The sequence below is a fragment of the Siphonobacter sp. BAB-5405 genome, assembly GCF_002872335.1.
Lineage (GTDB): Bacteria > Bacteroidota > Bacteroidia > Cytophagales > Spirosomataceae > Siphonobacter.
The window spans coordinates 18195-37219 of sequence record NZ_NJAG01000023.1; the positions used below are offsets into that span (position 1 = coordinate 18195).

The 19025-nt window shown below is 48.5% G+C and carries 16 protein-coding genes; 15 read left to right on the top strand and 1 reads right to left on the bottom strand.

From position 1 onward, the window contains the following. Nucleotides 1-5 precede the first annotated feature (5 nt). From BWI97_RS17180 to BWI97_RS17195, 4 genes are all read left to right on the top strand, one after another. On the top strand, nt 6-1088 hold the full coding sequence (locus BWI97_RS17180; protein ID WP_102202063.1) for a glycosyltransferase family 9 protein: 1083 nt from the start codon (nt 6-8) through the stop codon (nt 1086-1088). 38 nt (nt 1089-1126) lie between these two features. After that, the gene (locus tag BWI97_RS17185; RefSeq protein ID WP_102202065.1) at nt 1127-2890 is read left to right on the top strand and encodes a carbamoyltransferase C-terminal domain-containing protein; all 1764 of its coding nucleotides are present in this window, start codon (nt 1127-1129) and stop codon (nt 2888-2890) included. Between the two features lie 96 nt (nt 2891-2986). Next, on the top strand, nt 2987-3955 hold the full coding sequence (locus BWI97_RS17190; RefSeq protein ID WP_102202067.1) for a glycosyltransferase family 2 protein: 969 nt from the start codon (nt 2987-2989) through the stop codon (nt 3953-3955). A gap of 192 nt (nt 3956-4147) precedes the next feature. Then, nucleotides 4148-5173 carry a glycosyltransferase family 9 protein gene (locus BWI97_RS17195; RefSeq protein WP_102202069.1) on the top strand — a complete coding sequence of 342 codons (1026 nt, stop codon included), beginning with the start codon at nt 4148-4150 and terminating at the stop codon, nt 5171-5173. 260 nt (nt 5174-5433) lie between these two features. On the opposite strand, the gene BWI97_RS17200 is transcribed toward BWI97_RS17195, so the two are convergent. Further along, nucleotides 5434-6378 (bottom strand): glycosyltransferase, encoded by a 945-nt coding sequence (locus tag BWI97_RS17200; protein WP_102202071.1) that lies wholly within the window; start codon nt 6376-6378, stop codon nt 5434-5436. 231 nt (nt 6379-6609) lie between these two features. On the opposite strand from BWI97_RS17200, the gene BWI97_RS17205 reads away from it, so the two are divergent. The 11 genes from BWI97_RS17205 to BWI97_RS17255 all read left to right on the top strand — a co-directional run bounded on the left by BWI97_RS17205 (nt 6610) and on the right by BWI97_RS17255 (nt 18985). Then, nucleotides 6610-7326 (top strand): hypothetical protein, encoded by a 717-nt coding sequence (locus BWI97_RS17205; protein WP_102202112.1) that lies wholly within the window; start codon nt 6610-6612, stop codon nt 7324-7326. Between the two features lie 369 nt (nt 7327-7695). Further along, nucleotides 7696-8487, top strand: a complete 792-nt coding sequence (locus BWI97_RS17210) for an SRPBCC family protein (RefSeq protein ID WP_102202073.1) — start codon at nt 7696-7698, stop codon at nt 8485-8487. Continuing rightward, complete coding sequence (locus BWI97_RS17215; protein ID WP_102202075.1) at nt 8468-9640, top strand: zinc-dependent alcohol dehydrogenase; 1173 nt, start codon at nt 8468-8470, stop codon at nt 9638-9640. The genes BWI97_RS17210 and BWI97_RS17215 overlap by 20 nt, the downstream gene beginning before the upstream one ends. A gap of 112 nt (nt 9641-9752) precedes the next feature. Then, entirely contained in the window at nt 9753-10055 is a 303-nt protein-coding gene (locus tag BWI97_RS17220; RefSeq protein ID WP_102202077.1) for a hypothetical protein, read from the top strand. Nucleotides 10056-10111: 56 nt separating this feature from the next. Next, a complete protein-coding gene (locus BWI97_RS17225) occupies nt 10112-10678 on the top strand; it encodes a fasciclin domain-containing protein (RefSeq protein WP_158242782.1) in 567 nt (188 codons plus the stop codon). Between the two features lie 380 nt (nt 10679-11058). After that, nucleotides 11059-12645, top strand: coding sequence for a response regulator (locus tag BWI97_RS17230; protein ID WP_102202081.1), 1587 nt, complete (start codon nt 11059-11061; stop codon nt 12643-12645). An 8-nt stretch (nt 12646-12653) separates the two neighbouring features. After that, entirely contained in the window at nt 12654-16265 is a 3612-nt protein-coding gene (locus BWI97_RS17235) for a response regulator (protein ID WP_102202083.1), read from the top strand. Nucleotides 16266-16309: 44 nt separating this feature from the next. Continuing rightward, nucleotides 16310-16675: a response regulator gene (locus tag BWI97_RS17240; RefSeq protein ID WP_094816948.1), complete on the top strand. Its 366-nt coding sequence runs from the start codon at nt 16310-16312 to the stop codon at nt 16673-16675. 14 nt (nt 16676-16689) lie between these two features. Beyond that, the gene (locus tag BWI97_RS17245; RefSeq protein ID WP_094816995.1) at nt 16690-17499 is read left to right on the top strand and encodes a protein-glutamate O-methyltransferase CheR; all 810 of its coding nucleotides are present in this window, start codon (nt 16690-16692) and stop codon (nt 17497-17499) included. Continuing rightward, nucleotides 17481-18062 (top strand): chemotaxis protein CheB, encoded by a 582-nt coding sequence (locus tag BWI97_RS17250; RefSeq protein ID WP_102202085.1) that lies wholly within the window; start codon nt 17481-17483, stop codon nt 18060-18062. The genes BWI97_RS17245 and BWI97_RS17250 overlap by 19 nt, the downstream gene beginning before the upstream one ends. Nucleotides 18063-18160: 98 nt before the next feature. Then, nucleotides 18161-18985, top strand: coding sequence for an alpha/beta hydrolase family protein (locus BWI97_RS17255; protein ID WP_094816950.1), 825 nt, complete (start codon nt 18161-18163; stop codon nt 18983-18985). The last annotated feature ends 40 nt before the right edge of the window (nt 18986-19025 follow it).

Sequence of the window (19025 nt, forward strand, 5' to 3'; positions counted from 1 at the left end):
AGGCTATGACAAAGACGTGGCAAAACGCTCGCAACTTGTTGTGCATCCGGCTGGATAACATGGGCGATGTGCTGATGACGACGCCCGCGTTTCGGGCCCTGAAAGAAGGGCTCCCGCAGGTTCGGCTTACTTTGCTGGCTTCCTCGGTAGGGGCGGCCATTGCTTCATTCATTCCCGAGGTCGATGAGGTAATGACCTTCGATGTTCCGTGGATGAAAGGGGCTTCGGAGGAAGCTTCCACGGCTGTAAACGACCTGGTTGAGCAACTAAAAGTGAGGAATTTTGACGGGGCCATTCTCTTTACCGTACAAAGTCAGAATCCGCTACCAACCGCTCTGGTCTGTTACCTGGCGGGTATCCCGCGATTGTTGGGGTATTGCCGGGAAAATCCGTATCAGCTGATGTCGGACTGGGTGCCGGATCCCGAAGTGCTGTACGCCACGCGTCACGAAGTAGAACGGCAACTGCATCTGGTCGCCCGGATTGGATGCGTTACCGAAAATCAACGTTTATCAGTTAGCGTTAGTGAAAACGTCCGGCAACGGGTTCGGTCGTATCTGGATCAAATCGGTCTGCAACGCGACGAATCCTGGCTGGTCCTGCACGCGGGTGTCAGTGAAGAGAAACGTCGCTATTCGGCTGAAGGCTATCTGGAAGCCTGTCAGGAACTCATGCAGGAGCAGGGTTTTCAGGTGGTGTTGACGGGAAATGCTTCCGAAAAAAGCTACGTCGCCACCTTACAACAAACCCTGGGTGACCGGGCTTTTGCCGTAGCGGGCGATCTATCGCTCGAATGGTTTCTCGCCTTGATTGCCGAGACTCCGGTGTTGGTTTCCAACAATACGGGGCCGGTACATATCGCCGCTGCCCTCGGGACACCGGTGGTGGTTTTGTACGCCATGACCAACCCGCAACATACCCCCTGGCTGGTCGAGAACCGGGTATTGTATTTCGAAGTGCCCGAAGCCCTTCGTTCCCGAAACGTGCTATTACAGGAATTCCCCGGCACGGCCGAGCCGAAGGCTTCGCCCCAACGCATTGTCGAGTCGGTACGGGCTGTAATGCGTCCCGTAGAAAAGGCGGTATAACCGCAGCGACTCAATCCATCTAAACCCATTTTTAATCCATGTACACACTAGGAATCAACGCTGCGTTTCACGATCCGGCTGCTGCTCTCGTCAAAGACGGAGTAGTGCTGGCCGCTGCCGAAGAAGAACGCTTTACGCACATCAAACACGGTAAACGGCCCATTCCTTTTTCTACCTACGAACTTCCGTATCATGCCATTGATTTTTGCCTGAAGAAAGCTGGAATCACGCTGGCCGAAGTGGATCACATCGCTTATTCGTTTGATCCGTATATTCAACTGGGCGAGCAGTCGCAGGCCGAAACGCTACTAATTCCGCTGAAACCTACGGCCTCGACGGGTGACTGGCATAATCCCTGGGATTCGCTGTTTTTGTCGTCCATTGTCAATGCTCCGGGGCATTTGGTGGATGGCGTACCGCTGCACCTGGCGGCCCGATTTAAAGGAGCTTCCCGACTGGGACCGTACCAGTGGCATTTTACCAATCATCACTTATCCCACGCGGCGAGTGCCTTCCTGCCCAGCCCGTATACGAACGCGGCGGTACTGGTACTGGACGGTCGCGGGGAGGTGGCTACAACGAGTTACTGGCACGGGCAGGGCAATCAGATGACTCTGCTTGGGGAAGTAATCATGCCGCATTCCCTGGGACTGATGTACGAGCAGATGACGACTTATCTGGGCTTTTTGCACTCCTCGGATGAGTACAAGGTGATGGCTCTGGCCTCGTTCGGTAACCCCGTCTACAAAGATTATTTTAAAGGACTGATTCATTTAAAAGAAGAGGGTCAATACACCATCGATCCGCTCAACCTGGAAGCCACGTTTGGCCCGGCCCGCGAGAAGGGTGGTCCACTGGAGCAGATGCATTACGACATTGCTCATTCGGTGCAGGTAGTGCTGGAAGAGACGGTACTCGAATTGCTTCAGTTTTTGTACGAAAAAACGCAAGCGGATTCGGTATGTCTGGCCGGTGGCGTCGCTCTGAACTGCGTGATGAATGCTCGTCTGCGGGATCGCGGTCCATTCAAAAACATCTGGGTACAACCCGCCGCCGGGGATGCCGGTACGGCTTTGGGAGCGGCGATGTGGATTGACGCCCAGCAACGCAAAACCGACGAGCGGAGTTACGAAATGGAACACGTATACCTCGGCCCCAGCTATTCGGACGAAGAAATCGAAACGTTTCTGCAATGGTCGAAACTGCCTTACCGTCGCCTGAACAACGTAGCGGAAGAAGTAGCCGAGTATCTGGCCGAAGGAAACATCATCGGCTGGTTCCAGCAGGGGATGGAATTTGGTCCGCGTGCTCTGGGGGCCCGGTCGTTGCTGGCGGCTCCGTTCCCGGCGGAAATGCAGGCTCGCCTCAATGACCTGAAAGACCGGGAAGATTTCCGTCCCGTAGCCCCGGTAGTATTGGAAGAAGAGGCCGCCGCCTGGTTTATCAATTCCCGGAAATCACCGTTTATGTTGTTCGTGAATGATGTACGCGAGGAAAAAGTAGACGCCATTCCCGCCGTAACCCACACCGACGGCACGGCTCGGGTACAAACCATCAATCCGCAACAGAATCCGGCTTACTATAACTTAATCAAATCATTTTACGAAAAAACAGGGGTGCCCATTCTGGTCAATACTTCGTTCAATACGCGTGGAGAACCCGTAGTTTGCTCCCCCCGCGACGCTGTAGAATCGTTCTGGACTTCCCCGCTCGATGCTCTGATTATCGGCAGTTTCATGCTCGAAAAGAATCCCAAAACTGTGGAGGTGAGTTTTCAGTCTTCGGTTTACAATTTTCAGTAATGGGCCCCGCTCACTCCGATTTATAATCGGAACGAGCAGGTGAGTAAGCAAACAACTGTAAACGGAAGACCGAAAACTGCAAACTGAAAAACTGAGATGCAACTTTCCGTAATCATTCCCACGTTCCGTCGGCCCGAACTACTGAAGCGGTGCCTGCAAGCGTTGACCAACCAGACCCTGGACCCATCAACGTACGAAATTTTAGTCGTCGATGATGGCAACGACATTTCTACGCGGGTGCAAGTCGTGAGTATCGCTGCTCACACCAACGTACGGATTCGGTATTATGGACAGCCCCAGCGTCGCGGACCTGCCGCTGCCCGAAACCGGGGCTGGCAGCAGGCCCGGTCGCCCTACGTCGCCTTTACTGATGACGACTGTATTCCCGATTCCAACTGGCTGAAAGTCCTGCTCGACGCCTTTGCTCAGGGATCCCAGGTGATTACGGGTCGGGTAGTCGTACCACTTTCGGAAACTCCCACGGATTACGATCGCACGACGGCTTTACTGGAAACGGCTGAGTTCGTTACGGCTAACTGTGCCTGTATCCGTTCGTTGCTGGAGCAGGTCGGTGGACTGGAAGAACAGTTCGATCGGGCCTGGCGGGAAGACAGCGACCTGCAATTCAAATTCATTCAGCACGGTATTTCGATTGTGAAATGCAATCAGGCCGTGATTATCCATCCCATTCGACGTGCGAAATGGTGGGGTTGCCTGAACGACGAAAGCAAAAACCGCTACGATGCCCTCCTGTACAAACGGCATCCCCAATTGTTCCGCGAACGCATTCCAACGTACGCTCCGCTGGTGCGACTCTACTATACCATAGTGCTGAGTTTTTTGCTGGGACTAGGAAGCGGAATGGCGGGAGCGGGTACGGTCAGCACTGTAGCTTTTGCGATCTGGGCTCTTGGAACGCTAATTCTGGTGGGGTGGCGATTGCGAAATACGGCTCAGCCCCTGCGGCATTTGCCTACTACGCTCGTGTCTGCTCTGGCGACGCCCTTTTTATCCATTTACTGGCGACTCTACGGAGCCGTTCAATACCGGGTTTTGTATGCCTGACATCCGTATCGTGATTGTCACCCGCGATAACGTAGAGGTTTTCGTACAAAGGCTGAACATTTTACTGCAAGGGCTCGAAGCCATAGTGGATCGAGAGGCCCGAAAAGATTGGCGGGGAGCTTTCAGAAGTACTCCAGAAATCTGTTTAAAGTGGCGGGTAGTACCGTAACGATCCGTTTACTCGATTAAACGATGGACAAATTCACTTGCCTATTAGGATACACGCCCGAACGCATTGCCGTTTTTCGGGCTTTGAAAGTCGGCGACCTGCTTTGTGCCGTACCCGCCTTCCGAGCCCTTCGACGGGCTTTTCCAAACGCTCACATCAGTCTGATCAGCTTGCCCTGGGCCGAAGAATTTGTGGGAAGGTACGCTGCTTATTTCGATGAATTTATTCCCTTTCCGGGTTATCCTGGTTTGCCCGAACAAGCCCTGGACGCTTCGCGTACAATAGCTTTTTTACAGGAGATGCAGGGCCGGAACTTCGATGTCGTGCTACAAATGCAGGGCAACGGTACGATTGTCAATGCTATGGTACTGTTGCTGGGAGCGAAAGCGACGGCGGGGTATTATCCGACGCAGCACGCCGAGCAATTTTGTCCGGACGAACGGTTGTTCATGCCTTATCCGCCGGACGAACACGAAGTAAAACGACACGTGCGATTGATGGAATTTCTCGGGATTCCGACGCAGGACTTTTCGCTGGAATTCCCGCTGACCAAAGCCGATGCCCGGCGGGCGGAAGCTCTGTCCGCATGGTCCGAAATAATTCAGCAACCATTCGTTTGTATCCACCCCGGTGGTATATCCGCCCGCCGCTGGCCCGCTTCACACTTTGCCAAAGCCGCTGATGCACTGGCGGCTCAGGGCTATACGGTAGTGCTGACGGGTACGCAGCCCGAAGAACAAACGGTGGAGGAAGTACGGCAGCAGATGCATTATCCGGCATTATCAGTAGCAGGAGCCACGGATCTGGGGAGTCTTGGTTGGGTCCTGCGAAAATCCTCGCTGTTGTTGAGTAACGATACGGGAGTAGCTCACCTGGCTGTTGCCTTGCAGGTACCCAGCGTAGTGATCTACACGACGTCCCGCCCCGAAGAATGGGGACCCCTGAATCCACAACGGCACCGGACGATACGCGAAGCCGAGGCAACCGACCCCGAGCGAGTGATTGAAGAGGCTATGAAGCTGTTGGCATATCAGGGGTTTGAGGTGTAAGGTTTGAGGGTTTAAAGTTTAAGTGTTTAAAGTTTATTTAAGGTGTGAATTAAAGTTTAATGTTTGAGCGAACGACGCTGGGATTTGAAATGTAAGGTTGTTATGGGTTAAGGTTTGCGTAATCGATAGTAAACCATGCTTATTCGAACTTTGTACCTGAAACGCTAATTCAAACCTCAATCCTAATTCAAACTCAAAACCCTAAACCCTAAACCCTAAACCCTAAACCCTAAACTCAACCCTCTAAATCCCATCACCGATCAACCGACTACCTCGGCAAATACCGCATTCCAGTCCCGAACAAATCGTTCTTTGCCAAAACGGTCCTGAGCCAGTTTTCGGGCATTGGCTCCCATACGTCGGGCTTCTTCCGGATGATCGATCAGGAACTGCATGCGTTCAATGAGAATCTTAGGGTCATTGGAGATAAAGCCCTGAACGCCATCTTCAAGCACCGTAGGAATCTCGGTAGTCGCCAGAGCCACCACGGGCATCCCAATCGTCAGGGCCTCGACCACCGCCAGCGGCAGACTCGTATACCGCATGGGACTAAACAGGAATCGGTATTCCGCCACCCGCTGGTGCAGGTAGCGGTAATGAATTTCACCGAGACCGCCAATTTCATCGGACTTCATCCCGACGGTCGTCAGTGGGACACGTTGCCGGGCCTGTTCGTACAGGTCAAAACCCACCATTCGCCCGCGTCGTTTGAATTCGTTGAGTACGGTAATTCCCTGCGAAAGATGACCGGAATACCGAAGGTCGGGGTTAATGGCAACGTTGTGTTCAATGACCCGCGTCGGTAGTTTGCCGCAATCCCACATCAGACGATTGAAATGCGTGACGTGTACCACCAGCACATTCGGATCGTCCATGGGATGTTTTGAAAAGACCGGATGGGGTTCGGGAGCATTGTGCTCCAGATAAATGCGGGGTAACTGCCGCTGGGTTTCCGTCAGGATTTCGTACTGATCGTGCTGATAGTTCTGAGGTGTCTGAAAAATAATCAGATCGAGGGGAAGGTGGCGTACTTCCTCGGCGGGAACTTCCCGAACGTAATTCGGCATCGTAGAATCCTTTCCCCGGCCCGCGTACCCTTCCGGGGAACCGACTTTCGTAGGAACGTGCCAGTTATGTTCGGTCTGCGTAATAGCGGTTAAATAACTCCCATGAATGTGCCAGATTAAAATGTTTAACGGTCGCATGAAATTGAGGTTGGTGGATCGATACGTATAGGGAAGTAAATACAGCTGTAAAAAAGATGAACCACTTCGTAAAAGGTTAACTGAAAAGATAAAAGGTGATAAAATTGAATTACTACTAATAGATTGTAGTAGCTACTGAATTTAAGTTGAACAGGTATGGTATTAGTTTTTATTCAATTTTTGAACGGATGAATAGATTACCTATCAAACTGACTTATCTGAATGAAAATTATGCGGAATAAAGTTTGCCTTCTGGGTGGACTATTGCTGGCTTCTTTTACATTGAAAGCCCAGCAAACGATTTTTAATGTACCCTCCTCGGACATTACTCCTAAACGAAAAATTTTAGCTCAGCAACAAGTAGATTTTAGCCGGGAAGAATTTCGTTCATCGACAACCTTTAACTATGGGTTAGGGAAAAACTGGGAAGTAGGAGCGAACCTGTACAATCTTGAATATATGCCTCAGGAAGGTAGCTGGCTTCATAACGACACGACGACGCAGATGCCCTACGCCCCATTGGTACTTTTGAATGCCCAAAAGGTATTTGATCTGACCGACGAAATTCATGTGGGTTTGGGCGGGCATACGGGCTTAAACGTAGCCGCCGAGCATCATACAAAATGGCTTGGGTTTGCGTACGCCACCCTGGGTGGAAGCTTTCAGGATGACCGTTACAAGCTAGTAGTGGGGACGTATACGGGTACCCGTCGGTACCTCGGTGATGGGGCTTTAGTAGGGGCACATCTGGGCTTTGATATTGGAATTATTAACCAGAAATTCCACGTGTTGGGCGACTGGGCTTCGGGTACGCATGAGTATGGACAACTGATTGTAGGAGCAGAAGTGTACCTGACCAAACATCTACCGCTGGCGGTCGGTTGGCGACGGAATAACGAAAATGGTGACCAGGGAGTAGTGGTACAATTGACCTATACGCCGAAGTAAACGAAAGCTGATCTACTGACTTTGAAAATTTATTGATTATTGATTTAATGATCAGATAAATACTAATGGATTGTCTCATTAACATGTATATAATTTATAAAGAAAAGTTTGCAATCCTCCTTTAAACTAGGAATAGGTAATTAGAATACAAGTTTTTTTAAATCCTTTCAATAAAAGTATGAAATGAATATGGTTATCATTGGATAATGGTATTAGAATATTATTGTTTATTTCTTTTTTACGTGTGTTGAGGGGATTGCTCAATCGATTAGTAGGTATGGATTTTTCGCAATTAATAGATACTTATTTTAATACGCTGTTTCATCGAATACAGCCTTATTTATTATCCATTTTAACCTGAAACAGAATATGGTATTTCAACGAAAGTATTCCGTTGAGGAAACGATTAATCCTCAGCCTAGCGGATCAGGTCAGGTCAATATTGGCTCTACCGAACGCATGATTTCTGCCTTTAGTGGAGCTTTGTTAACCTTCTACGCCATTCGTCGTCCGGTCAAACACTGGGCTCTGCTATCGGCGGGTGGCTATATGCTATATCGCGGCCTTTCGGGTTACTGCCCCATAAATCAGGCCGTGGGGCGTAATACGGCTGATAAGGAAATTGAACCCCTGCAAATCAGTCGAACAATAACCGTAAACCGACCCCGCTCGGAGGTATACGCTTTCTGGCGACAACTCGATAACCTGCCCCGGTTTATGCAGCATTTAGCGAGTGTAATCCCCATCGATGCCAAACGTTCCCATTGGGTAGCGGCGGTTCCCAAAGGTTTAGGGACTATCGAGTGGGATGCTGAAATACTGGAAGAAGTGGAAAATGAACGATTGCTCTGGCGTTCGGTAGCGGAAGCCACCGTCGATAATGCCGGAGAGGTCTACTTTAAAGATGCTCCCGGTGGACGGGGTACTGAAATTCACGCCATCATTCGGTATCAGGCACCAGCGGGTTACGCCGGGCAGGCCCTCGCTTCGCTGTTTAATCCTGCCTTTGGTCAGATGGTCAAAGAAGACCTGCGTCGCTTTAAAAATTTGCTTGAAACGGGCGAATTGCCGGTGAGTGAAGCCCAGTATTCCGGCCAACGTGTATCCGAATCTACTGAACCATCTAAAAAGCAAGAAATCTATGAGAGCCCTGTGTTATAATGGCGTCCGCGATTTGCGGGTCGAAAACGTCCCCGATCCGGGCATTATCAATCCCCACGACGCCATTATTCGCGTTACCCTGTCGTCGGTATGTGGTTCTGATCTGCACTTAATTAACGGCTACGTTCCCACGGTTCAGTCGGGCGATATTTTGGGTCATGAGTTCATCGGTGAAGTGGTGGAAACGGGTCCACAAGTCAAGAAACTTAAAAAAGGTGATCGTGTAGTCGTCGCTTCAGTGATTGCCTGTGGGGAATGCCAGCATTGTCAGGAACAGTCCTATTCACTTTGTGACAACACCAATCCGAATGCGTACATAGCCGAAAAAATGTTCGGTGATTCCGGGGCTGCCATCTTCGGATACTCGCATGCCTTTGGCGGATACGCGGGGAGTCATGCCGAATACATTCGGGTACCCTTTGCCGAAAAAGGCTGTTTCGTAATCCCTGAAGGCATTGCCAACGATTCTGCCGTATTCTGTTCGGATGCTTTTCCTACAGGATTCATGGCGGCGGATATGGCCGATATAAAACCCGGTCAGGTCGTTGCCGTCTGGGGTTGCGGTGGGGTAGGACAGATGGCCATCCAGAGTGCTCGCCTGCTCGGAGCCGAACGAGTCATCGCGATTGACGGTCACGAAGAACGCCTCCGAACCGCTCAACTGATCGGGGGAGCTACCGATATTTTGAATTACAAAAAAGTAAACATTCAGGATGCCCTCAAAGAGCTAACCGGTGGCCGTGGCCCCGATGTCTGTATTGATGCGGTGGGTATGGAAGCCTTCGGCGAAGGGATCGGCTACTACTACGATCGGGCCAAACAATATGTACGCCTGGAAAACGATCGGCCATTAGTATTACGGGAAGCCATCATGGCCTGCCGCAAAGGAGGGACCGTTTCTATTGTGGGCGTCTACAGCGGTTTTGCCGACAAAATTCCGATGGGGGCGGCCATGAATAAAGCTCTGACGTTTAAGATGGGTCAGATGCACGCCCAGAAGTACATTCCACGATTACTCGAATACGTACGGGATGGTAAAGTAGACCCTTCCTACCTAATTACGCACCGGGTAGAGCTGGAGCAGGGACAACAGGCCTATGACCTGTTCTACGAGAGTCGTGACCACTGTATGCGAGCCGTTTTTGTTCCCTGAAACAGGTTGGATCGGCCATGATTCAGGGAGCATGGCCCATTCAATTCTTTCTAGAAACAACTAGCCGAATTTTTGAAAGCTTTAACTAAACTCCTTACTAAATCCATTGCTTATGCGTACGTTATCAGTAGCGGGTCCAACGTTTCTGACCGATAAACGGAAAGTTACAACTACGGGTGAATTTTCGCAGCAGGCGTCCGACTTGCTGTCCAGCACAGGTGAGTTTACAAAAGCAGCCGTCGTTGGCGATGATTCCTGGACGGACCTCTTAGTCGATATCCATACGGGCCAGTTATACGCCGTCTATGTGGCCGGGCAGGGTACCCCTTTTTATTCGGAAATTCAATACGTTGAGCTGTCCCGCGAGGATGTACCCGAAGCCTGGGAGGCTGCCCAGAGCGGAACGGCCTCTTAAGCAATCCTGATTAATCATCCATCCCACTTTATACAATAATGAGAATGAAAACCGTCATGCTTGTCACGGGTTTGCTGCTGAGCTTTACGCTGCAGGCTCAAAAAAATCGTCAGGAGCGAACCGAATCTACCTATGATACTACCATGCGGGTAACCAACCGGAAGCCCGTAAAAATGGATCCTACCAAGGATATCGTACAAAACATCAATAACTCGCACCTGTTTTACAGTTTCATGACTGCCATCCGGGGCGTAGGACTGGTCCAGACTTTGCAGGGACCGGGACCATTTACGGTATTTGCTCCCACCGATTCGGCTTTTCAGGGAGCCTCTCAAGTTCATCCCTTAATGGAAGACGATAATCACGTTGCTGAGCTTAAGAAAATCATGTCTTTACACATCGTACCGGGTAAATGGACGGTACGTAGTTTGCAGGAAGCTTTGAAGAAAGTAAACGGTCAAGTCGCCCTAGTGACGCTGGACGGAGAGAAAATTATGGTCGTACAAAAAGGTAAACAACTGGCCATTCAGGATCGGAAAGGAACGTTGGCGTATTTGAGTCCGAAGGAGGAGCTACAGAAAAATGGTGTCGTTCACATGGTGAATTCAATTTTAAGACCCTGAACAAAGCCGTGTACAGAACATTCGTTTGTAAATGCTGAATTCTGATCAAACCAATCAATTCACCAGCTCTTCGTGCTCAAATGAATTGATATATGTTAGAATTTACGCCAGGTCAACGCTCACTTTCTCCAGAAAGTGAGCGTTTTCGTTAAAATTAAGCCTTAAGTATTTCGCTACAGCAAACATATTTTTATCGGAATGGTTATTCTCGTTGGGTAGAGATGCCCTTGTTTGGATAAACTAAACGAATTCTATTGTAAATTTACCAGACCTTATCCAGTGCTTTCTATGGACGTACGGTTCGCCTTTCTTAAATCGTATATAAACCCCGGTATGTGCTTAAGGCTCTATTATTTTGATTTAAAACAGTTTCGTTGGATATGATTCTTCTTGTGGATGATAGGCCTGAAAATATTCTTCCCCTCAAAAAGATCCTCGAACTGCATGAATTTTCCGTTGATACTGCAGTATCAGGAGAAGAGGCACTCAGAAAAGTCCTGAATCAGAGCTATTCAGTTATTATTCTGGATGTCCAAATGCCGGGTATGGATGGTTTTGAGGTGGCTCAGGCCGTTGCCGGATACAGTAAGGCGAAGGATACGTCCATTATTTTCCTCTCCGCAGTTAACAAAGAAAAGGAGTTCATTGCCAAGGGCTATACGTCTGGTGGAATGGATTACCTCACCAAACCCGTAGATCCCGATATTCTGCTACTCAAAGTCAAAACGCTCAATCGTTTGTACGAACAGCAGCAGGAATTAAGGGCCATTCAAAGTTCGCTGCTTACTGAAATCGAAGTGCGGAAACAGGCTCAGGAAGAACTCGCCGAACGCATGCAGGAGCTACGCTCGACGCTTGAGTCATTGCCCCAGATGGCCTTTACCGTTACGGGTGAGGGACAAATCGAATTCGTTAATGAACACTGGTTTCATTACTCGTCCGATTCGGGGACCTTTCCGGAAACGCATCCGGATGATGTCGCCTGGGAAGCCTGGAATCAGCAGCGAAATACAGGCGTTGAATTTACCTGCGAAGTGCGTTTAAAAGAGCTTCAATCAGAGGAATGCCGCTATCATCTGCTACGCATTACACCCATCAAGCGACAAGGCATCATCGTTCGCTGGGTGGGTACGCTGACCGATATTCATCAGCAAAAATTAGCGGCTGAATTATTGGAACAAAAAGTTGAATCGCGGACAAAAGAGCTGCTCATTAAAAATGTTGAACTGGAACGTACGAACCACGAATTACAACAATTTGCCTGGGTAGTTTCGCATGATTTAAAAGAACCGCTACGAAAAATTCAGATCTTTAATGACGTTATTAAAGAAAAATATCTGAAAGAAAACCAGGAAGCAGTGGCTTATCTGGAGCGTTCGATTCATTCCTCCGCCCGGATGTCACGCCTGATTAATGACGTATTGGAGTACTCCCAGCTTTCCGTATCGGCTGCCTTTCAGCCTACGAATTTAAATACGCTTATTCAGGAGCTGTTAAATGATTTTGAAGAAATTATTCGTAGCAAACAGGCTACTTTATTCATTGAAGAATTACCGGTAATTGATACCATTCCCAGTCGTATCCGACAGGTTTTTCAAAATCTGATTAGTAATGCTTTAAAATTTACGGCTGCGGGAAAACCACCCGTTATTCAGATACGGGCAGAACGAATTGAGGAGAAAAGTGTCGAAAGTAAAGTTTCTTCAAGCGGCGACTATTGCCGGATCGTCGTGGAAGATAATGGCATTGGGTTTGATGAAAAATTTCTGCAGCGTATTTTTATCATCTTCCAGCGGTTAAACGATCAAAGTAGTTACGAAGGTACCGGTATTGGTTTGGCCATTGCCAAGAAAAATATGGACAAACATAACGGACTTATTTCCGCAAAAAGCCGACCAAACGAAGGTGCTAGTTTTATTTTGATTTTACCCATACATCAGACCAACGAAACGCCGGAATCCCTATAATCGTTACCATGCCTAAAACAACGCATTCCGTAATACGACAATTGCAGGTCGTATTTTCCATTTCTACGGTATTACTGCTCATTAGTTTAGCGGCTTCTTTCTACAGTATTCAGGGGTTAATCGATAACTCGAAACTAGTCAATCATACCAATCAGGTGATTTTAGAGTCGGAGAATATCATCTCGTACATGAAAGACGCTGAAACCGGACAACGCGGTTTTCTGCTAACGCTGGATTCGGATTATCTGAATCCTTACAACGGAGCTTATGAGAAAGTCAATGCTACGTATGTCAAGTTAAAAGAGCTGACGCAGGAGAACGTAGCCCAGCAACAGAGTCTGAATCAGGTAAAGGAACTTTATACGGCCAAGTTCGACCAGATGCAGAAGATCATCAATCGGGCTCGGCGGGCTAAATACATGACGCGTGACACGGCCCAGCAAAACGAGGAAATGGCGGTTGGTAAGAAGATTATGGACAATCTTCGGGTTTCGGTAGAGCGTATTAAAAAGTACGAAACATCCATTCTGCAGAGTCGAATCGAGAAACAGCAATTCTACATCAATTTCACCCCTGTTTTATTAGGAATTGCTGCCATTATTTCAACGTTAATTACAGCCTATGCTTACGGTCGGATTAAAAAAGATTTAGACAATCGCCTGGTACAACAGCAATTGGCTCAGCAGCAATACGATGAATCGGTTCGGCGAATTGTTGCGATGGAAGGCGTGGCCGCCAGGATCTCCGCGGGAGATTATTCTATCCGTAGCGAGGACGAAAAAGAGGATGAACTCGGCCGGATTTCCAAAGCTCTAAACGGTATGGTAGAGTCTCTGGAAACTACCTTTAATGATCTGCAACGCCGGGATTGGCTACAAACCGGAGCAGTTGAACTAAGTACGGCCATTGCGGGCGAGCGTAATTTTAAAACGCTGGCTTCCCGTATGATTGAGACGATTACTAACTACGTTAAAGCTCCCGTAGGAACGGTATACTTCATTGATACCAGCTCTAAATTTAGTCTGGCGAGCAGTCAGGCCGTAGTAGAAGTGCCGGAATTTGTATACACGGGTCAGGGGATTTTAGGACAGGCGATTGAGCAGAAAAAAATAAAAGTAATCGAAGATTTACCCACCGATTATCTACCTATCACTTCTTCCTTAGGAACGGCTCCAATTCAGGCCTTAGTGGTACTGCCTTTGCTTTACGCAGGAAGTTGTATTGGGGTGATTGAACTTGGATTTTTACAAAAGCCCAGTGAATTAGAACTGGAATTTTTAAGAAGCAATCAGGATGATCTGGCCATAGCTACGAACGCGGCTTTGGATTATATTAAATTGCAGAACTTCTTGGAGGAAACGCAGGCTCAGTCCGAAGAATTGCAGGCTCAACATAACGAACTTGAAAACCTCAATGCGGAGCTGGAAGCACAGGCTCAGAAGCTGCAGGCTTCGGAAGAAGAATTGCGGGTACAGCAGGAAGAATTACTGCAAACCAACACGGAATTAGAGGAGCGAAGTGTCTTGCTGGAAGAAAAGAACGACGAAATCCAGAAAAAGGCGGAAGAACTGGAATTAACGACTCGTTATAAATCAGAATTTCTGGCGAATATGTCGCACGAGTTGCGTACTCCGCTCAACTCCATTCTTTTATTAAGTCGATTACTGGCCGAAAATTCTGAAGACAATTTATCGAACGACCAGATTGAATACGCGAAGGTCATTCAGTCTTCGGGCAATGGATTACTGGGGCTGATTGATGAGATTCTGGACCTGTCTAAAATTGAAGCAGGGCAGATGAAACTCGAATATTTGAATGTGGCTATCTCGGATATTCTGGAAGAACTCCGGGCCTTGTTTACGCCACTGGCGAAAGAAAAAAATCTGGAGTTTGCTATTGAAGTAGAACCCAATATTCCTAGCGTCATCGAAACAGACCGGATGCGACTGGGTCAGATTCTGAAAAATCTGCTCTCGAATGCCATCAAGTTTACCGCCACGGGTTCGGTATCGATTATCGTGAAGAATGATGCGGAACGGCCCGGCATGATTGACTTTGTGGTGAAGGATACGGGTATTGGCATTCCTCGGGAGAAACAACAACTCATTTTTGAAGCCTTTCAGCAAGCTGATGGCTCTACGAAACGCAAGTATGGTGGAACGGGACTGGGATTATCGATCAGCCGCGAATTAGTGAAACTGCTGGGTGGAGAGTTGGTACTGGCTAGTGAAGCCAATCAGGGCAGTGAGTTCACGGTTCGGATTCCCGTTTCAAACGTGTATGCCCTTACGGTACATGAGCCCGTGGTACAAATCGTATCGCGGAAAGCCGAAGCAGAAACGCCAGCACCGATTCCGGTGAAAGAAGAGTCACCGCAGTTTATTAGCTCATCCATTCCCGAAAGTATTCCCGATGATCGGCAAAGTATTAAGGAAGATGATAAGAGCATACTGATTATCGAGGACGATACTGCTTTTGCCAAGTCCCTGCTGGAATACGCCCGGCGAAAAGGATACAAAGGAATTGTATCCGTTCGTGGGGATGAAGGATTGAAACTGGCCAGCCATTACAAGCCCATGGGCATTCTCCTGGATATTCAGTTGCCCGTCATGAGCGGCTGGGAGGTCATGGATGCGTTGAAGGCTAATCCGCAAACGCGTCACATCCCGGTACACATCATGTCGTCTCACAAGCTGAAAAACGAGAGCCTGATGAAAGGGGCTGTAGACTTCGTAGACAAGCCTATGGCTTACGAACAGATGCATGAGGTATTCAAGAAGATCGAGTATGTCCTCAACCGAAATCCGAAGAAGGTACTCATCATTGAAGACAACCCCAAGCATGCGAAAGCCCTGGCGTACTTCCTGGAAACGTTCAATATTAATTCTGAACTGAAAAGCGATATTTCCCAGGGCGTTGAAGCGTTAAAACGAAACGAAGTCGACTGCGTCATCCTGGACATGGGCATTCCGGATACGAAATCCTACGAAATGCTCGAAGCAGCCAAGCGTAACCCGGGACTGGAGAACTTCCCAATCATTATTTTTACGGGGAAGAGCCTGTCCATGTCAGAAGAATTACGCATTAAAAAGTACGCAGATTCAATCATCGTCAAAACGGCCCATTCCTACCAGCGGATGCTCGACGAAGTGTCGCTATTCCTGCATTTGGTGGAAGACCAAAAACAGTCGGCTCAGGCCACGGGAGGTCCTAAAAAACTGGGTGAATTGAGTCAGATTTTGCATAACAAAACCGTACTGGTAGCCGATGATGATATTCGGAATATTTTCTCGCTGTCGAAAGCCCTGGAGAATTATAAAATGAACGTCATTACGGCCTTGGATGGTAAGGAAGCACTGGAGAAATTACAGGAAAATCCGACGATCGATGTGGTGCTGCTGGACATGATGATGCCGCAAATGGACGGGTACGAAACAGCCCGTAAAATTCGCGAAAATTACCAGTGGAAAGACTTGCCGGTCATTGCCGTTACGGCTAAAGCCATGACGGGCGATCGGGAGAAATGCATTCAGGCGGGAGCCTCTGATTACATCACCAAACCCGTGGATGTCGATCAGTTGCTGTCGTTGTTACGGGTCTGGTTGTACGAACGATCTTAAGGGTATCGGCTGGAACGATTTTGTTTTCTAACGAAGCATTCGCTATGGGTAAAAAACGCGTATTGATCATCGATGATGATGCCAAAAATATCTTTGCACTAACGGCTACCTTACGGTCCAAATCCTACGAATGCGTGTCGCGTATGAGTGCTCAGGAGGCCCTGGATTTACTGCGAACGGATGAACTCATTGATGCCATCTTAATAGACATGATGATGCCCGAAATGGATGGATACGAGGCTATGCCCCTGATACAGGCAATCGAACATCGACGGAATACGCCGATTTTTGCCGTAACGGCTCAGGCGATGGTGGGGGATCGGGAAAAATGCCTGCGTGCCGGAGCGACAGAATATATTTCTAAACCGATTGATGTAGACCGCTTATTAGCTCTGCTGGATCGGGTGTAACCGGATAGAGTATGATGATTGAAGAGGATGAAATAACTATTTTGTTGAGTGATTTATTTGAATTATACGGATACGATTTTACGAATTATTCAAAAGCTTCTCTCAAACGACGAATCTTACGGCTGTGTTCGTTAGACAAGTTTCCCAGCTTTGCGGAACTTCGCTACCGAATCAAGTCCGATCCTACTTACCTGCAACGATTTGTAGAAGAAATTACGGTTAATGTAACCGAAATGTTCCGCGATCCTCAGTTTTATAAAACGCTGCGAACCGAGGTATTACCCAGCCTGGGTTCGAAGCCTTTTCTGCGAATCTGGCACGCGGGTTGTTCGACGGGCGAAGAGGTGTATTCCATGGCGATTTTGCTGAAAGAGCTGAATCTTCTGCACAAATCTTTACTATACGCCACTGATCTCAATCCAACGGTACTTGAAAAAGCCCGTAAGGGAATTTTTCCGTTACCGCACCTGAAACTATACTCCGAAAACTACATTGCATCGGGAGGAATTCATGACTTTTCTTCGTACTATACCGCTCATTACGGGCAGGTAAAATTCAGGGAAGAACTGAGTGAAAAGATGATCTTTTCCACCCATAACTTGGTGTCGGATCGTTCGTTTAATGAATTTGATTTAATTCTTTGCCGGAACGTCTTAATCTACTTCGATAAAGACTTGCAGGAGACGGTGTTACGCCTCTTTGATGAAAGTCTGGGATCGCTGGGGTATCTGGCTCTGGGCTCCAAGGAAACGCTGAAGTTTTCAAGCGTTGCTGCCCAGTACCGGCAGTTGAACCGAGAGAAAATATGGCGGAAAATTTATTAACCCCTTCGCACCGGCTGGTCGTTATTGGCGGATCAATGGGTAGCATTGATGCGTTAATGAAGTTATTGCCTAATCTAAAGGTATCGGTGCCTTTTGCTCTGGTCATCGTATTGCATCGCAAAAGCTCCGTGGATTCGACATTGGCCGATTTGTTTGCCACCCGAACCCGGATTCCCATTCGCGAAGTAGAGGATAAAGACACGCTGGAAAAAGGAAATATTTACATTGCTCCGGCGGACTACCACCTGCTGATCGAACAGGAAATGATCTTTGCCCTGGATGCTTCGGAGAAAGTGAACTACAGTCGGCCTTCCCTCGATGTAACCTTCGAATCCGCAGCGGATACCTTTGGTTCGGCAACGGTGGGCGTGCTGCTTTCCGGGGCGAATGCTGACGGTACGGCTGGGCTGACGGCCATTAAAAAAGCGGGTGGCCTGACCATTGCCCAGCATCCGGAAACCGCACAGGCCCCATTTATGCCCCAGCACGCCATCACGCATACGGTCATTGATTACATTTTCTCGATGGACGAACTGGCTGCTTACCTCAATTCCCTGGGCTAGGCAGAGCAAACACATTCCCGAAAAAATCAGGCACTACCGGAGAACTAGCCCGGAAAAGTTTCCGCATATTCGTCCCGTAAACTTTTCTTTCTTTTCGTATGCGTACCCTTTGTACTCTTCTCCTGTTTTGTGTGTGGTTGGGTAAGGCTGAACGTAGCCAGGCCGCCAAAGTAGACACTGTCAATACCTACAGTGCCTCCATGAAAAAATCGATTAAAGCAGTCGTGATTACGCCGGACGCGTATACCGCCGGGAAAGCCTTTCCGACGGTATACCTGTTGCATGGCTACAGCGGTAATTACAGCGACTGGGCCAAGAAAATGCCCACCATCGGGCAATGGGCTGATGCCTACCAGCAAATCATCGTGTGTCCAGATGGACAATTTTCGAGCTGGTATTTCGATAGCCCCGTGGATCCATCGTATAAGTACGAAACGTACGTAGCTACTGAATTAGTTAACTGGATTGATGAACATTACAAAACGCTAAAAGACCGTCAACACCGGGGTATTACGGGCCTGAGTATGGGTGGTCACGGAGCGTTGTATCTGGCCTTTCGGCATCAGGACGTGTTCGGTGTAGCGGGTAGTATGAGTGGCGGGGTCGATTTCAGGCCCTTTCCCAATAACTGGGACATTGCCAAACGCTTAGGCACCTACGCTCAGGCTCCTGAAAAATGGGAGCAAAACACCGTCATTAATCTGGTGCATCTGCTGACGCCAAATTCCCTGGCACTGATTATTGACTGCGGAAGTGAAGATTTCTTCTATCGGGTAAACTGCAATCTGCACGACAAACTGCTGGAGCGGAACATTCCCCATGACTTCATTAGTCGTCCCGGTGGTCACAATTGGCCGTACTGGAGCAATGCCCTGCCGTATCAGTTACTCTACATGCGGACGTACTTTGATCGGCAGAAGTAAGAACCCTGATAACAAAAAAAACACCGGTGATGAGCCGGTG

Bases quoted from the DNA above. Each gene is read 5' to 3' on its own strand.
- BWI97_RS17180 (WP_102202063.1), top strand. From the start codon at position 6: ATGACAAAGACGTGGCAAAACGCTCGCAACTTGTTGTGCATCCGGCTG.
- BWI97_RS17185 (WP_102202065.1), top strand. From the start codon at position 1,127: ATGTACACACTAGGAATCAACGCTGCGTTTCACGATCCGGCTGCTGCT.
- BWI97_RS17190 (WP_102202067.1), top strand. From the start codon at position 2,987: ATGCAACTTTCCGTAATCATTCCCACGTTCCGTCGGCCCGAACTACTG.
- BWI97_RS17195 (WP_102202069.1), top strand. From the start codon at position 4,148: ATGGACAAATTCACTTGCCTATTAGGATACACGCCCGAACGCATTGCC.
- BWI97_RS17200 (WP_102202071.1), bottom strand. From the start codon at position 6,378: ATGCGACCGTTAAACATTTTAATCTGGCACATTCATGGGAGTTATTTA.
- BWI97_RS17205 (WP_102202112.1), top strand. From the start codon at position 6,610: ATGCGGAATAAAGTTTGCCTTCTGGGTGGACTATTGCTGGCTTCTTTT.
- BWI97_RS17210 (WP_102202073.1), top strand. From the start codon at position 7,696: ATGGTATTTCAACGAAAGTATTCCGTTGAGGAAACGATTAATCCTCAG.
- BWI97_RS17215 (WP_102202075.1), top strand. From the start codon at position 8,468: ATGAGAGCCCTGTGTTATAATGGCGTCCGCGATTTGCGGGTCGAAAAC.
- BWI97_RS17220 (WP_102202077.1), top strand. From the start codon at position 9,753: ATGCGTACGTTATCAGTAGCGGGTCCAACGTTTCTGACCGATAAACGG.
- BWI97_RS17225 (WP_158242782.1), top strand. From the start codon at position 10,112: ATGCTTGTCACGGGTTTGCTGCTGAGCTTTACGCTGCAGGCTCAAAAA.
- BWI97_RS17230 (WP_102202081.1), top strand. From the start codon at position 11,059: ATGATTCTTCTTGTGGATGATAGGCCTGAAAATATTCTTCCCCTCAAA.
- BWI97_RS17235 (WP_102202083.1), top strand. From the start codon at position 12,654: ATGCCTAAAACAACGCATTCCGTAATACGACAATTGCAGGTCGTATTT.
- BWI97_RS17240 (WP_094816948.1), top strand. From the start codon at position 16,310: ATGGGTAAAAAACGCGTATTGATCATCGATGATGATGCCAAAAATATC.
- BWI97_RS17245 (WP_094816995.1), top strand. From the start codon at position 16,690: ATGATTGAAGAGGATGAAATAACTATTTTGTTGAGTGATTTATTTGAA.
- BWI97_RS17250 (WP_102202085.1), top strand. From the start codon at position 17,481: ATGGCGGAAAATTTATTAACCCCTTCGCACCGGCTGGTCGTTATTGGC.
- BWI97_RS17255 (WP_094816950.1), top strand. From the start codon at position 18,161: ATGCGTACCCTTTGTACTCTTCTCCTGTTTTGTGTGTGGTTGGGTAAG.